The 14,408-nt window shown below is 73.1% G+C and carries 14 protein-coding genes; 7 read left to right on the top strand and 7 right to left on the bottom strand.

Translation table 11 applies throughout. The features are described from left to right. Window positions 1-7: 7 nt before the first annotated feature. The 4 genes from NX801_RS00790 to NX801_RS00775 all read left to right on the top strand — a co-directional run bounded on the left by NX801_RS00790 (window position 8) and on the right by NX801_RS00775 (window position 3,573). Entirely contained in the window at window positions 8-922 is a 915-nt protein-coding gene (locus NX801_RS00790) for a F0F1 ATP synthase subunit gamma (protein ID WP_258784756.1), read from the top strand. After that, window positions 922-2,364 (top strand): F0F1 ATP synthase subunit beta, encoded by a 1,443-nt coding sequence (gene atpD, locus NX801_RS00785; protein ID WP_258784755.1) that lies wholly within the window; start codon window positions 922-924, stop codon window positions 2,362-2,364. The genes NX801_RS00790 and atpD overlap by 1 nt, the downstream gene beginning before the upstream one ends. Before the next feature lie 164 nt (window positions 2,365-2,528). Continuing rightward, window positions 2,529-2,903: a F0F1 ATP synthase subunit epsilon gene (locus tag NX801_RS00780; protein WP_258784754.1), complete on the top strand. Its 375-nt coding sequence runs from the start codon at window positions 2,529-2,531 to the stop codon at window positions 2,901-2,903. Between the two features lie 136 nt (window positions 2,904-3,039). Further along, window positions 3,040-3,573, top strand: coding sequence for a DUF2550 domain-containing protein (locus NX801_RS00775; RefSeq protein ID WP_258784753.1), 534 nt, complete (start codon window positions 3,040-3,042; stop codon window positions 3,571-3,573). Window positions 3,574-3,777: 204 nt separating this feature from the next. Here NX801_RS00775 and NX801_RS00770 read toward each other — a convergent pair whose 3' ends face one another. The 3 genes from NX801_RS00770 to NX801_RS00760 all read right to left on the bottom strand — a co-directional run bounded on the left by NX801_RS00770 (window position 3,778) and on the right by NX801_RS00760 (window position 7,868). Continuing rightward, complete coding sequence (locus tag NX801_RS00770) at window positions 3,778-5,649, bottom strand: glycoside hydrolase family 18 chitinase (protein WP_258784752.1); 1,872 nt, start codon at window positions 5,647-5,649, stop codon at window positions 3,778-3,780. A 123-nt stretch (window positions 5,650-5,772) separates the two neighbouring features. After that, complete coding sequence (locus NX801_RS00765; RefSeq protein WP_258784751.1) at window positions 5,773-6,495, bottom strand: response regulator; 723 nt, start codon at window positions 6,493-6,495, stop codon at window positions 5,773-5,775. Beyond that, the gene (locus NX801_RS00760; RefSeq protein ID WP_258784750.1) at window positions 6,492-7,868 is read right to left on the bottom strand and encodes a sensor histidine kinase; all 1,377 of its coding nucleotides are present in this window, start codon (window positions 7,866-7,868) and stop codon (window positions 6,492-6,494) included. Before NX801_RS00760 ends, NX801_RS00765 begins: the two co-directional genes overlap by 4 nt. Before the next feature lie 166 nt (window positions 7,869-8,034). Here NX801_RS00760 and NX801_RS00755 point away from each other — a divergent pair, with 166 nt between their 5' ends. Then, the gene (locus tag NX801_RS00755; protein WP_258784749.1) at window positions 8,035-8,625 is read left to right on the top strand and encodes a hypothetical protein; all 591 of its coding nucleotides are present in this window, start codon (window positions 8,035-8,037) and stop codon (window positions 8,623-8,625) included. A 73-nt stretch (window positions 8,626-8,698) separates the two neighbouring features. On the opposite strand, the gene NX801_RS00750 is transcribed toward NX801_RS00755, so the two are convergent. From NX801_RS00750 to NX801_RS00735, 4 genes are all read right to left on the bottom strand, one after another. Then, a complete protein-coding gene (locus NX801_RS00750; RefSeq protein ID WP_258784748.1) occupies window positions 8,699-9,271 on the bottom strand; it encodes a cob(I)yrinic acid a,c-diamide adenosyltransferase in 573 nt (190 codons plus the stop codon). Window positions 9,272-9,464: 193 nt separating this feature from the next. After that, entirely contained in the window at window positions 9,465-10,358 is an 894-nt protein-coding gene (locus NX801_RS00745; RefSeq protein WP_258784747.1) for a hypothetical protein, read from the bottom strand. 2 nt (window positions 10,359-10,360) lie between these two features. Beyond that, on the bottom strand, window positions 10,361-10,735 hold the full coding sequence (locus tag NX801_RS00740; RefSeq protein ID WP_258784746.1) for a hypothetical protein: 375 nt from the start codon (window positions 10,733-10,735) through the stop codon (window positions 10,361-10,363). Continuing rightward, entirely contained in the window at window positions 10,725-12,584 is a 1,860-nt protein-coding gene (locus NX801_RS00735; protein ID WP_258784745.1) for a hypothetical protein, read from the bottom strand. Before NX801_RS00735 ends, NX801_RS00740 begins: the two co-directional genes overlap by 11 nt. 264 nt (window positions 12,585-12,848) lie before the next feature. Here NX801_RS00735 and NX801_RS00730 point away from each other — a divergent pair, with 264 nt between their 5' ends. Then, the gene (locus NX801_RS00730; RefSeq protein ID WP_258784744.1) at window positions 12,849-13,697 is read left to right on the top strand and encodes a 3-hydroxyacyl-CoA dehydrogenase family protein; all 849 of its coding nucleotides are present in this window, start codon (window positions 12,849-12,851) and stop codon (window positions 13,695-13,697) included. A gap of 218 nt (window positions 13,698-13,915) precedes the next feature. Further along, entirely contained in the window at window positions 13,916-14,239 is a 324-nt protein-coding gene (locus NX801_RS00725) for an STAS domain-containing protein (RefSeq protein WP_258784743.1), read from the top strand. Window positions 14,240-14,408: the final 169 nt, after the last annotated feature.

Genomic DNA, 14,408 nt, shown 5'->3' with positions numbered 1-14,408 from the left:
CTGACTCATGGGAGCGCAGCTCCGGGTCTACAAGCGTCGCATCAAATCCGTCACGGCGACCAAGAAGATCACCAAGGCGATGGAGATGATCGCCGCCTCGCGCATCGTCAAGGCGCAGCGCAAGGTGGCGGCCTCCACGCCGTACGCGACCGAGCTCACCCGCGCGGTCACGGCGGTGGCCACCGGGTCGAACACCTCGCACCCGCTGACCACCGAGACGGAGAACCCGACCCGGGCCGCGGTCCTGCTCGTCACGAGCGACCGCGGGCTGGCCGGCGGTTACTCGTCCAACGCCATCAAGGCCGCGGACCAGCTGACCGAGCGGCTGCGCGGCGAGGGCAAGGAGGTCGACACGTACATCGTCGGCCGCAAGGGTGTCGCCTACTACGGCTTCCGCGAGCGCAAGGTCGCGGAGGCGTGGACCGGCTTCACCGACAGCCCGAGCTACGCGGACGCCAAGAAGGTCGCCGCCCCGCTCATCGAGGCCATCACCCAGGAGACGGCCGAGGGCGGGGTCGACGAGCTGCACATCGTCTTCACCGAGTTCGTGTCGATGATGACGCAGACGCCCGTGCGGAACCGGATGCTGCCGCTCTCCCTGGAGCAGGCCGCCGAGGAGTCCGGGACCAAGGGCGAGATCCTTCCGCTGTTCGACTTCGAGCCGTCGGCCGAGGACGTCCTGGACGCCCTGCTGCCCCGGTACGTCGAGAGCCGCATCTACAACGCGCTGCTGCAGGCCGCCGCTTCCGAGCACGCCGCCCGCCGCCGCGCGATGAAGTCGGCGACGGACAACGCCGGAGAGCTGATCAACTCGCTCTCCCGGCTTGCCAACGCGGCCCGCCAGGCCGAAATCACCCAGGAAATCAGCGAGATCGTCGGTGGCTCCGCAGCCCTCGCCGACGCCGCGGGGAGTGACAAGTAATGACGACGACAGTTGAGACGGCCGCCGCCACGGGCCGCGTCGCCCGGGTCATCGGCCCGGTCGTCGACGTGGAGTTCCCCGTCGACGCGATGCCCGACATCTACAACGCGCTGACCGTCGAGGTCCCGGACCCGGCGACCCCCGGCGCGACCAAGACGCTGACCCTGGAGGTCGCCCAGCACCTGGGTGACGGCCTGGTCCGCACCATCTCCATGCAGCCGACCGACGGTCTGGTCCGCCAGGCCCCGGTCCGCAACACCGGCGCGGGCATCACCGTCCCGGTCGGTGACGTCACCAAGGGCCGGGTGTTCAACACCCTCGGCCAGGTGCTCAACGACGAGCCGTCCTCCGTGGCGGGCTCCGAGCGCTGGGCGATCCACCGCAAGGCCCCGGCCTTCGACCAGCTCGAGTCCAAGACCGAGATGTTCGAGACCGGCCTCAAGGTGGTCGACCTCCTCACCCCGTACGTCAAGGGTGGAAAGATCGGTCTGTTCGGTGGTGCCGGTGTCGGCAAGACCGTGCTGATCCAGGAAATGATCATGCGTGTGGCGAAGCTGCACGACGGTGTGTCGGTCTTCGCGGGCGTCGGTGAGCGCACCCGTGAGGGCAACGACCTCATGGTCGAGATGGAGGAGGCCGGCGTTCTCGACAAGACCGCGCTGGTCTTCGGCCAGATGGACGAGCCGCCGGGCACCCGTCTCCGGGTCGCCCTCGCCGGTCTGACCATGGCGGAGTACTTCCGCGATGTGCAGAAGCAGGACGTGCTCTTCTTCATCGACAACATCTTCCGGTTCACCCAGGCCGGTTCCGAGGTGTCCACCCTGCTCGGCCGCATGCCGTCCGCGGTGGGTTACCAGCCGAACCTGGCGGACGAGATGGGCCTCCTCCAGGAGCGCATCACCTCGACCCGCGGACACTCGATCACCTCCATGCAGGCGATCTACGTCCCCGCCGACGACCTGACCGACCCGGCCCCGGCCACCACCTTCGCCCACCTCGACGCGACGACGGTGCTCTCCCGTCCGATCTCGGAGAAGGGCATCTACCCGGCCGTGGACCCGCTGGACTCCACGTCCCGCATCCTGGACCCGCGCTACATCACCCAGGAGCACTACGAGGCGGCCAGCCGCGTCAAGGGGATCCTCCAGAAGTACAAGGACCTCCAGGACATCATCGCGATCCTCGGCATCGACGAGCTGGGCGAGGAGGACAAGCTCGTCGTCCACCGTGCCCGTCGCGTGGAGCGCTTCCTCTCCCAGAACACCCACGCCGCCAAGCAGTTCACCGGTGTGGACGGTTCGGACGTGCCGCTGGACGAGTCGATCGCCGCGTTCAACGCGATCTGCGACGGCGAGTACGACCACTTCCCGGAGCAGGCGTTCTTCATGTGCGGTGGTCTTGAGGACCTCAAGAAGAACGCCAAGGAGCTCGGCGTCTCCTGACGTTCCCGGTGACCTCCGCCGGGGTGCCCGCGAGGCCCCCGGCGGACGGCTCCGCCGGTGACTCACGGACGGGGGCGGGCACACGTCCCGCCCCCCTCCGCACGCCCCTTAGAATTGACCCAACACCCGGCACATCCGCCGGGTGGAGACCCGAGGAGCCACCCTTGGCCGCTGAGCTGCACGTCGAGCTGGTCGCCGCGGACCGGAGTGTCTGGTCCGGCGAGGCCACCCTGGTCATCGCGCGCACCACCTCCGGCGACATCGGCGTCATGCCCGGCCACCAGCCGCTGCTGGGTGTGCTGGAGTCGGGCCCGGTGACCATCCGTACGACCGAGGGCGGCACCGTCATCGCCGCGGTGCACGGCGGTTTCATCTCGTTCGCGGACAACAAGCTGTCGCTGCTGGCGGAGATCGCCGAGCTGGCCGACGAGATCGACGCCCAGCGCGCCGAGCGCGCCCTGGAGCGCGCCAAGGCCGACTCGGACGCCGCCGCCGAGCGGCGCGCGGACGTCCGGCTGCGTGCGGTGGCGGTACGCTGACGCCCCGCGCCGATACGTCGTCCCCTCAGCCGCGGCCGGTCCGGAACTCTTCGGACCGAGCCGCGGCTGAGGCGATGCGGAAGCCAGCCGGGCCATACAACTGTTGTTACGGGACAAGGCGAGGAGGTCGGTGGAGATGTTCCTCGCTCTGGTCGTGAGCGCCGTGGTCGTCGCACTGGTGGTGGTCGGGCTGTTCGCCTTCGGGCTGCGGCGCCGGCTGATCCAGCGCTCGGGCGGTACCTTCGACTGCAGCCTGCGCTGGGACGCCCCGCCCCGGGAGGAGCCCGCCGGCGCCCCCGACGCGGACACCGGCCCGGCCCCCGCCGTCCCCGCCCCGCCGGCCGGTCCCGCCGCTTCCGTGGCCGGTACGCCGTCCGGCAAGGGCTGGGTGTACGGCGTGGCCCGCTACGGCGGCGACCGGATCGCCTGGTTCCGGGTCTTCTCCTACGCCCCCCGCCCCCGCCGCGTCCTGGAGCGCTCGGCGATCGAGGTGCTGGCCCGCCGGATGCCCGAGGGCGAGGAGGAACTGGCCCTGCTCTCCGACTCGGTGGTCCTCGGCTGTCTGCACCGGGGCACCCATGTGGAGCTGGCCATGAGCGAGGACGCCCTCACCGGCTTCCTCGCCTGGCTGGAAGCCGCGCCGCCCGGACAGAGAGTGAATGTCGCCTGACGGGTGACCGGCCCGATCGCGTACGTACGACTGGCCGGCCGGGTTCGTACCGTACGGGCCGGCCGCACCGGCCCCGTACCGCGTAGACCGGGTAGGGACGAACGGACATGACAGAAGCCGCACCCCGCCGGGTGCGGCTTCCGTCGTTCCTCCGGCCGGGCGCCCATGGACGCGCGGCGGGAGGGATCGGGGGCGGTCCGGGAGTTACCCGAGGCCGCTGTGGATGGCGCTCACCAGCTCACCGTTGGCGGTGTCGCCGCTGAACTCCCAGAAGAAGGCGCCGCCCAGGCCCTGGCTCTTGGCCCAGCCCATCTTGGAGGTGACGGTCGCCGGGGTGTCGTAGCTCCACCAGTTGGTGCCGCAGTGGGCGTAGGCGGTGCCGGCGATGGTGCCGGTGGCCGGGCAGGAGGTCTTGAGGACCTTGTAGTCCTCGATGCCCTTCTCGTACGTGCCGTTGGCCGCGCCGGTGGCGGTGCCGCCCGGGGCGGACTGGGTGACCCCGGTCCAGCCGCGGCCGTAGAAACCGATGCCGAGCAGCAGCTTCTTGGCCGGGACGCCCTTGGACTTGAACTTGGCGATCGCGTCGGCGGAGTTGAAGCCCGCCTGCGGGATGCCCGGGTACGAGGTGAGCGGGGAGTGCGGGGCCGTCGGGCCCTTCTCCGCCCAGGCGCCGAAGAAGTCGTAGGTCATCACGTTGTACCAGTCGAGGTACTGCGCGGCGCCGCCGTAGTCGGCCGCGTCGATCTTGCCGCCGTCCGAGCCGTCGGCCGTGACGGCCGCGGTGACCAGGTTGTCGGCGCCGAACTTGGCGCGCACGGCCTGCACCAGGTTCTTCAGGGCCGCCGGGCCGCTGGTGTCACAGGTGAGACCGCAGGCGTTCGGGTACTCCCAGTCCAGGTCGATGCCGTCGAAGACATCGGCCCAGCGCGGGTCCTCCACCAGGTCGTAGCAGGACTGGGCGAAGGCCGCCGGGTTGGCCGCCGCCTGGCCGAAGCCGCCGGACCAGGTCCAGCCGCCGAACGACCAGAGCACCTTGATGTGCGGGTACTTCGCCTTCAGCTTGCGCAGCTGGTTGAAGTTGCCGCGCAGCGGCTGGTCCCAGTTGTCGGCCACCCCGTCGACGGACTGGTCGGCGGTGTACGCCTTGTCGTAGTCGGCGTAGGAGTCACCGATGGCGCACTTGCCGCCGGTGACATTGCCGAAGGCGTAGTTGATGTGGGTGATCTTGTTGGCGGAACCGGAGGTGACCAGGTTCTTGACGTGGTAGTTCCGCCCGTAGACGCCCCAGTTGGTGAAGTAGCCCAGCTTCACCGCCGAGCCGGGGCCGGGACCCGGGCCGGGGTCGGTGCCGCCGCCGGTGGTGCGGACCTTGACCGAGGCGCTGACGGGTCCCGTCTGGTCCTTGGTGTCCCGCGCCTGGACGGCGTACGAGTAGTCGGTGCCGGCGGTGAGCTTGGTGTCCGTGTAGGTCGTGCCGGTCACCGTGGTGACCTTGGTGCCGTCGCGGAGCACGTCGTAGCTCTTGACGCCGTTGTCGTCGGTGGCGGCGCTCCAGGAGAGCTTCACCGAGGTGTCGGTGACACCGGACGCGGTCGGGGTGCCGGGCGCGCTGGGCGGGTTGTCGCCGGGGACGCTGCCGCCGTCGCAGGAGCCGCCGTTGATCTTGCAGCCGGCCGGGGAGCCGGGGCCGGTGCCGTTGAAGCCGAAGGAGACGGAGGCGCCGGGGGCGATGCTGCCGTTCCAGCCCAGGTTCTTGGCGGTCCAGTGGGTGCCGCTGTTGGTGACGGTGGCGTCCCAGGCGGAGGTCACCTTGGTGTCGGCGGGGAAGTCCCACTCCACCGTCCAGGAGCTCAGCGCGGTGGTGCCGGTGTTCTTCACGGTCCAGTTGCCGCCGAAGCCGGAGCCCCAGTCGGAGGTCTTGGTGTAGGTGGCGGTGGCCCCCGTGGCGGCCTCGGCGGGGGTGGCGAGGCCGACCAGGGCGGCCAGCGGCAGCAGCAGTGCGGTGAATCCGGCCGTGGCTCTGGCCCTGATCCGCCCGCTGCCCGGGCCTCGGCCCGGGAGTGCTTGAGTGCTCAACGGTGCTCCTCACGATGGGGAAGGACACGTGGGGGTGGTCCCCGGAAGGGTGTGCGCGCCGTGTGAGCGTAGGAAGGTCTGGACCAATCGTCAATAGGTCCAGACCATAGGAAGCGAGGGAGGTCAGACACCCAACTCCTGCGCGAGTACCGCCGCTTGCACCCGGCTGCGCAGCTCCAGCTTCCTCAGCAACCGGCTCACATGGGTCTTCACCGTCGCCTCCGCCATGTCCAGGCGTTCCGCGATCCCCGCGTTGGAGAGGCCGAGACCCAGACAGGAGAGCACCTCGCGCTCCCGACGGGTCAGCGCGTCGAGCACCGAGGGATCGGGCGCGTCCGCCGCCGGGGGCCGGGCCGTCCCGGCGAACTCCGCGATCAGCCGGCGGGTCACCGCCGGGGCGATCAGGCCCTCGCCCCGGGCCACCGTCCGCACCGCCTCGACCAGTTCCCGCGCCTCGGCGTTCTTCAGCAGAAAGCCCGCCGCCCCGGCGCGCAGCGCCCCGAAGACGTACTCGTCCAGATCGAAGGTGGTCAGCACCAGGACATCGGCCAGCCCCTCGGCCACCACCTGCCGGGTCGCGGACACCCCGTCCAGCCGGGGCATCTGCACGTCCATCAGCACCACGTCCGGCCGGAGTTCCCGGGCGAGCCGCACCGCCTCCTCGCCGTCCGCCGCCTCCCCGGCCACCGTGATGTCCGGGGCGCTGCCCAGGATCAGCACCAGACCGGCGCGTACCGCGCTCTGGTCCTCCGCGACGAGCACCCGCACCGTCCGCGCGCCCTCCGTGCCCGCTGCCGCCGCCCCGCTCGTACCAGTCGCCCCGCTCGTACCAGTCGCCCCGCTCATGCTTCCGGCTCCCCGTCGTCCCGTACGGGCAACACCGCCCGTACCCGCCAGATCTTTCCGGAGCCGTCCCCCGGGCCGCCGCCGGGGCCGCTTGCCAGGGCCGCGTCCCCGTCGGGGCGGGGGCCCGCGCCGGGGTCCGGCCGGGTCGCCGCGGCCCTGCCCGTACGGGTCCCCCGGCCGCCGTCCGGGCCGGGTGCCGGACCGCCGGGTGCCGCGCCATGGTCCGGACCGGGCGCCGGTCCGTCGCCGGCCGCCACCGGGCCCGCCTCGAAGGTGCCGCCCAGCAGCGCGACCCGTTCCCGCATCCCCACCAGACCGGCGCCCGACCCCGGCGCGCGGGGGCCCGAGCGGTGGGCGCCCGGACTGGTGACCGCCACCACGAGGGCGTCGGCGGTGCGCTCCAGGCTCACCACCACCTCCCCGGCGCCGGCGTGCTTGAGCGTGTTGGTCAGCGACTCCTGGACCAGCCGGTACGCCGCCAGGCCGACCGGCGCGGGCAGCTTCTCGGCCGGGTCGCGCCGGTCCTCCAGCCGGTACGTCAGCCCGCTCGCCGTGCCGTGCGCCGCGACCCCCCGCACCAGGGCGTCCAGCCCGTCGAGCGTCGGGGCGGCGGCCGGTTCCTCGTGCCCGGTGCCGTCCCGCAGCAGCCCGATCAGCCGCCGCATCTCGTCCAGCCCGGCCACGCTGTTCTCCCGGATCACCCCGAGCGCCCGCCGGGTGGTCGCCGGGTCCTCCAGGGAGAGCGCGGCCGTGGCGTGGATGGCGATGGCCGACAGATGGTTGGCCACCATGTCGTGCAGCTCCCGGGCCATCCGGGCCCGCTCGGCGGTGACCGCCTGCACCCGGTCCATCTCGGCCAGCAGCGCCGTCTGTGCCGCCCGCAGCCGGGCCGTCTCGGCGGCCTCCCGGTGGTTGCGCACGATCGCGCCGGTGATCGCCGGGAAGAACGACACCAGCCCGGTGACCAGGCCGATCAGCAGGGCGTCCGGCTTCCGGAACCAGGCCAGGAAGCCGACCGTGACGGCGAGGGTGACCACCGCCGTGGTCACCGGGATGCGCCGGGCGGCGGCGGGAGTCCCGTAGAGCACGGCCGCGTAGACGATGTCCGCGAACATCAGGACGGTGGCCAGATTGCCCTGGGTGAACTGGTCCGCGACGATCAGCACCGTCCCGGCCGTCAGCGCCGTCTGCGGCCACGAGCGGCGCACCACTTCCAGCACGCTCATCAGTGCCAGCGGGACCAGCGCCTGCCAGGGCTGGGAGAACCAGCGACCGCCCTGGGTGTGCAGCCCCAGCGACCAGAGCAGCAGCCCGAGGGCCAGACTGCCGGCGGCGAGCAGCACATCATCGCGGTGGGGGCGGGGGAGGGTCACTCCGCCATCCAATACGCCCCGGCCGCCCCGGGCCTCACCGGAGCGGGGTGTTCCGGGCGCGCCCCGCTACATCGAAGGATGCAGTCCCGGTTCACCGGCGAGGACGACGATCCGCCGGCGGTCGGCCGCCACGCTGGGGGTGGGGAGTGGAGAAGGGAGAGCCGTCGTGGTCGTGGCACTGATCATCAGCTGTGAGATCGGCTTCTGGGTGCTGCTGGCGGCCGGACTCGCCGTCCGGTATCTGCTGCGCATGCCCCGCACCGGCGCCGCGCTGCTGCTCTGCGAGCCGCTTCTGGAGGTCGTGCTGCTGATCGCCACGGCGATCGACCTCAAGAACGGCGCCGACCCGAGCGCCGCGCACGGCCTGGCGGCCCTCTACATCGGCTACACGGTGGGCCACGGCCACCGCACCGTGAAGTGGCTCGACGGCCACGCCGCCCACCGGCTGGCCGGCGCCCCGCGCCCGCCGGGGCCGCCCCGCTACGGCATGGCCCGCGCCCGGTACGAGGCCACCCTCTGGCTGGGCACCCTGCTGGGCGCGGCCGTCGCCACCGGACTGCTCTGGCTGGCCATCCGGTACGTGGGCGACCCGGGCCGCACCGGCTCGCTGGAGCAGTGGACGCACACCGCCTGGCGGGTGGCCGGCATCCATGGGCTGGTCGCCCTGGCGTACGCCATCTGGCCGAAGCGGCCACCCGGCGGCACCGCCCCGGGACCCGGCGGCGCGGACCGCGAGCCGGCCCGGGTGAGCCGCTGAGCCGGGGCGCGGCTGGGCCGGGGCGCCGCGAGCCGCGCCGGGTCGCGGGGCCCGGGGGCCGTGGGGTGTCGGCTCAGCGTTCGCCGCCGGGGACCCAGAGGATGTCGCCCACCTCCTTGTTGGCGGTGCGGGCGAGGATGAACAGCAGGTCGGAGAGGCGGTTGAGATACGTCGCCGTCAGCGCGTTCATCGTCTCGCCGTGCTGCTCCAGGGCCGCCCAGGTGGAGCGCTCGGCCCGCCGGACCACCGTGCACGCCTGGTGCAGCAGCGCGGCGCCCGGGGTGCCGCCCGGCAGGATGAAGGAGCGCAGCTTCTCCAGGTCCTCCAGATACCGGTCGCAGTCGGCCTCCAGCTTGTCGATGTACGACTGCTCCACCCGCAGCGGCGGATACTCCGGGTTCTCCACCACGGGCGTCGAGAGGTCCGCGCCCACGTCGAAGAGGTCGTTCTGCACCCGGATCAGGACCTTGACCAGGTCCTCGCCGAGGTCGCCGAGGGCGACGGCGGTACCGATGGCCGCGTTGGCCTCGTTGGCGTCCGCGTAGGCGGCGATCCGGAGATCGGTCTTGGCGGTGCGGCTCATGTCACCGAGCGCCGTGGTGCCCTTGTCGCCGGTGCGGGTGTAGATGCGCGTCAGATTGACCATGGGGTCAGCGTAGTGAGCGCGGGGCGGTCGGGGGACGGGGCGACGGCAACGGGACCCTCCCCGGGGCCGGATCGACCGGTCGTCGGTCCGGATCCGGCCCCGGGACCGGGCCGGTCGTCGGCGGGATCGGTCGTCGGGTGGGACCGGTCGTCGGGCGGGGATCGCTCAGGAATCGGTCATCGGGCCGGGTCGCTCACGCGGTGGGGCGGAAGCCGGCGACGGCGGCCTGGTGGCGCGCCTCCACGGCGCTCGGGTCACTGGCAGGACCGGCCGTGAAGATCACCCACACGCCGCCGTCGCCGCTCGTGAACACCCGCTCCAGGACGCGGGTGCGCTGGCGGGGCAGTGTCTCGTCGTACTCGTAGACCAGCTCTCCCGCGCCGGAGGTCCCCGGGGTCCCGTCCAGCCGTATCCGGACATACCCGCCGAGGCTCGCCCGCAGTTGCGGGTCGGTCTGCTGGACCAGTTCCTGCGGGGTGACGGACAGCCCGGAGAGCGGGCGGACGGTGAGCACGGCCGTCCGGTCGGGCGAACGGTAGGTGGCACCGGTGTCGAACGGCTCCCGCTGCCACCCGTCGGGCAGCGCGACGGTGAAGCCGGCCTCGTCCCGGACGAGCCGGGTGCCGGGCGGCCAGCCGGAATCGGAGGCGGAGGCGCTGGAGGCCGGGGAGCCGCTCCGGGACGCCGTCCCGGGGGTGGCCGGCCCGGGGCCGGTGTCCCGCGAGCCCAGCCGGACGCCCACCGCCCCGGCCGCCAGCACCCCCGCCACCAGTACGGCGATCAGGACCGGACGCCGCCGCCCGGCCGGGGCCCCGGGGCGCGCCGCACCGGACCACGCGGTGCCGTCCCAGACGGGGCCGGTCCCGGGCCGGGCGCCGGTGGCGGGCGCGTCCGGGCCCGGGAGGCCGGGCCGCGCCACCGGGGCCGCGGCTCCCACCGGTCCGTCCTCGCCCGCTCCGGCGTACGCGGCATACGCTGTGTCCTCTGCGTACAGGGCGTACCCGGCCTCCGGGGAGCCACCGGAGCCGGCCGGGTCCTCGTCGTCCGCCACCCAGCTCTGCCGCCGGGCGTCCCAGTGGGCGGCCACGGTCAGCCGCCGGACGCCTGGAGCAGCCCGGCGAGAGCGGTCGCCGCGCTCACCGTCTCCACCAGCGGGGCCCAGTGCTCCAGGGCGGCCCGGAGCCGGCCCACCGGGCCGGGCCGGACCGCCCCGGCTCGCTCCAGCTCGCCCGCCGCGCCGGCCAGCTCGGTGTCGAGCGCCGTCCGCTCGCCGGAGTGCGGCAGCTCCGCCAGTGCGGCGCGCAACTCCCGTACGGCTGCCAGCAGTTCCGTGTGCTCCGGTGTGGCGGAGTCCTGCCGCACCGTGTGGGTGGTGGTGTTGTGATTGCCACTGCCGCCGATGCTGAAGCTGCTGCCGCTGATGTCGCCCAGCCGTACCGTCGGATCTCTGCCGTCAGCCGCCATCGCCCATCTCCCCCTTGCCTCGGTTCCTGCCCCTGTCCCTGCCCTTGCCCATGTGGGCGCCGCCCGGCATGGCCGGCCCGGCGGCCGTGCCGAAGCCGCCGAAGCCGTCGGGGTCGTCGCCCGCCCCGTTGGTACCGCGCCGGGCACCGTGCACGCTGTTGCGCGCCTCGCTGCCGCCGATACTGAAGGCACTCGCGCTCACCGACTGGATGTACACCCCGCCCTCCGCGACATGGACCGCGCGCCGGGCGAACTCCTCGGTGTGCCAGCCCGCTTCGTGCAGCGCCTGGGCGACCCCGCTCACCACCCGCTCCTGGATGGTCCTCAAGTACCGGTGGGCGTCCATGAGATGGAACAGCGAGCCCGCCCGCTGCGCCGCCAGCTCACGCACCGACAGCGCGGGCCCCTCCGGCAGCGTCCCGCCGTGGCCGGCGGCGGCGATCCGGACCCCGGCCGCCAGCCCCCGGGCCAGGGTGGCGATCGCGTCACCGAGGGACGCCGGTACGCGCCCCAGCGCCCGTACCGCCTTGCCGAAGGCGTTGCCGCGCAGCTGGCGGCGGGCGTCGGCGTCCCGGAAGTGCGTCGGCAGCGGCAGCAGGATGTACGGCGCCACCTCCAGCATGAGCATCCCGCCCTGGGTGTGCACCCGGACGAAGACGGTGACCACCAGGTTCTCGTCCCAGCCGCCCACCCGGGCCCGGAGGAAGTGCCGGCGCTGCTCGCCGCCCTCCTCGATGGCGTCCGCCCGGTGCCGCGCGAACGCGGCCGCCGACAGCGGGGCCTCCTCGCGGTGCGGCAGCCCCCGGACGGGCAGGAAGACACACTCGTCCACGACCAGTTCGCGCAGTCGGTCGAGGACGGCCGCCTCGGCCCGGGAGGAACCGTGGTGCGAGGGCACCCGGAGTTCCTCGATGAGCGGCACGATCCGCTCCACCATGCGCGCGTTGGTCACCGGCTCCGGTTCCGGCTCCCGGCCCGGGCCCAGGTCGTCCCGGGGGCGCAGCTCCACGGTGAGATGCCACGGCCGGTACGGGGTGCCCGCGCCGCAGAACGGGCGGTCGGGGTCGAAGAGGATCAGCGGCGCGTGCTGCTCGGCGCGGATCCTGCGCCGGACCCGGCGGAACCGGGCCCCCGGATTGGCCTCGGCGGGGTCGGTCTCCGGGTCGGTGTACAGCTCGGGCGCGAGGTCGTCCAGGACGAGCCGGGCGAACCAGCCGGTCCGCAGCGCGATGACGGCGGCCGGTACGGCGAGGGCGAGCAGACACGCCAGGAACCAGCCGACCGCGTCGCCGGCCACCGGCTCCGCCTCGACGGCCGCCAACTCCTCGCCGTAGCCGGGGGAGGAGAGCTGTTCCGGCAGCGGCAGAAGGGGGAAGAGCAGCAGGTCCATCGGAGCCGGGTTGACCCAGTGCCCGACGACGGCCGCCACCACCATCAGCAGCGCGCTCAGCAACCGGGGCGCGCCCCGGCCGGTGCCGGGCGACGGGCCGGCCGGGGCCCGCAGCAGGAAGGGGAGGAGCAGCAGCGGCAGCAGCCCGCCGCTGAGCACGGTCCCGGCCGCCCAGCCGGCGAGCAGCAGCGCCGCCCAGCCGAGCCCGAACCGGCGGGCCCGTAACGCGTGGGCGAGGACCCGGGCGGAGTCGAAGCCGTACGCGGGGGCGGCGATCCGCTCCTCGTGGACGTACAGCTCCTCGATCACCCGGTCGCGGAAGCGCGGGTCCAGATAGGTGCCCGCGCACATCAGCCGGCCCGCCTCGCTCACCGAGGGGTGCACGGGCGCCCGCCCCCCGGTCGTCTCCTCCGGCCCGTCGCCGCCCCCGGACCGGGCGGCCGTCGCGGTGTCGGTCACCCCGTCGACTGTAGTGGCGCCCCGGCCGCCCCGCACGGGGTTCGGCGGGACCGGTACGTGTCCTCCCGGAGGCCGCGGCCCGCCGCTCGGAGCGGCCTTCCGGAGTGGTGCTCGCGCGGCCTCCGGCGCGCGGTGCGGCGCCGTGCCCGGTGTGATGTCCGTCGTACGGGGCGTGACGCGCATCTCTTCGCCGCCCGGCGGGCCGCCGGGCCCGATAACCTCCGCCGGAGAGACGACAAGTAAACGGGTGTTAAGGGGTAGAACGTGGCCAGGAAGCTCGCCGTCATCGGTGCCGGTCTCATGGGGTCCGGCATCGCGCAGGTCTCCGCCCAGGCGGGCTGGGAGGTCGTGCTGCGCGACGTCACCGACGCGGCCCTGACCCGGGGCACGGACGGCATCAAGAGCTCCTACGACCGGTTCGTGGCCAAGGGGAAGCTCGAAGCCGCCGACGCCGAGGCCGCGTTGGGTCGCATCACCACCACCACCGACCTGGACGCGGCCGCGGACGCGGACATCGTGGTGGAGGCGGTCTTCGAGAAGCTGGACGTCAAGCACGAGATCTTCCGGACCCTGGACTCCCTGGTCCGGGAGGACGCGGTGCTCGCCTCCAACACCTCGGCCATCCCGATCACCAAGATCGCGGCGGTGACCGCCCGTCCGGACCGGGTGGTGGGCACCCACTTCTTCTCGCCGGTCCCGATGATGCAACTCTGCGAGCTGGTACGGGGTTACAAGACCAGCGACGAAACCCTGGCCACCGCGCGGGAGTTCGCCGAGTCGGTCGGCAAGACCTGCATCGTGGTCAACCGGGACGTGGCCGGCTTCGTCACCACCCGGCTGATCTCCGCGCTGGTGGTGGAGGCCGCCAAGCTGTACGAATCGGGCGTGGCCTCGGCCGAGGACATCGACATCGCCTGCAAGCTCGGCTTCGGCCACGCGATGGGGCCGCTGGCCACGGCCGACCTCACCGGCGTGGACATCCTGCTGCACGCCACCAGCAACATCTACACGGAGTCCCAGGACGAGAAGTTCGCCCCGCCGGAGCTGATGCGCCGGATGGTGGACGCGGGTGACATCGGCCGCAAGAGCGGGCAGGGCTTCTACAAGCACTGATTCCCGCCCCGGGCGCCGCCCCGGGTGCACCGTGCCGGGCCCCCGTCCACCGGGGACCCGGCCGGTTCCGCGCGGTCGGCCCCGTGGTGCGACCTCACCCGTCCGGGTGATTTCGGTATCGGTTCGCTTACAAGGCGCAACTGCTGTGTCTGCGGCACAGTCAAGTTGATGCATAGAAAGACGTGACGACGGAAACGACGCACTCCAGGGGAGCGCATATGCACATCAGGGGCGACCATGCCGAGCTGGTCGTCGGGGGCCGCCTCGACGTCCGCAGCGCGGCGGACGCCCGTACGGTCCTGCATTCGGCTGTGGACGACGGTTCCGGAGACCTGGTCCTCGACCTCACCGGCCTCGACTCCTGGGACGCCACCGGGCTCGGGGTCATCATGGGCGCCCACCGCCGGGCCGGGCGGTGCGGCCGCCGGCTCGTGCTGCGCGGGGTGCCGCCGCAGTTGCAGCGCCTGCTGGTGGCCACCCGGCTGCACCGCATCCTCGCCATCGAGGGCGGTATCGCGGCGGAAACGCTTCCCCGCGTCTGAGCTGAGCCGATGCCCCCGGGGGCGGAGGAGGGGCGTACCGGGACCGGGCGTACGGCTCCGGGACGCCGGGACGGGTACGGCCCCGGGGCGCGGCCCGGTCCTGGCGCACGGGATCGCGGCGTACGGGATCCGGGCCTACGGCTCGGGGTGTACGGGACGGCGGCATGGC

Origin of the sequence: Streptomyces pyxinae, assembly GCF_024756275.1 — a bacterium.
GTDB lineage: Bacteria > Actinomycetota > Actinomycetes > Streptomycetales > Streptomycetaceae > Streptomyces > Streptomyces pyxinae.
Note: the sequence above shows the minus strand (reverse complement) of the source record. Positions and strands in the feature narration are given on the sequence as shown.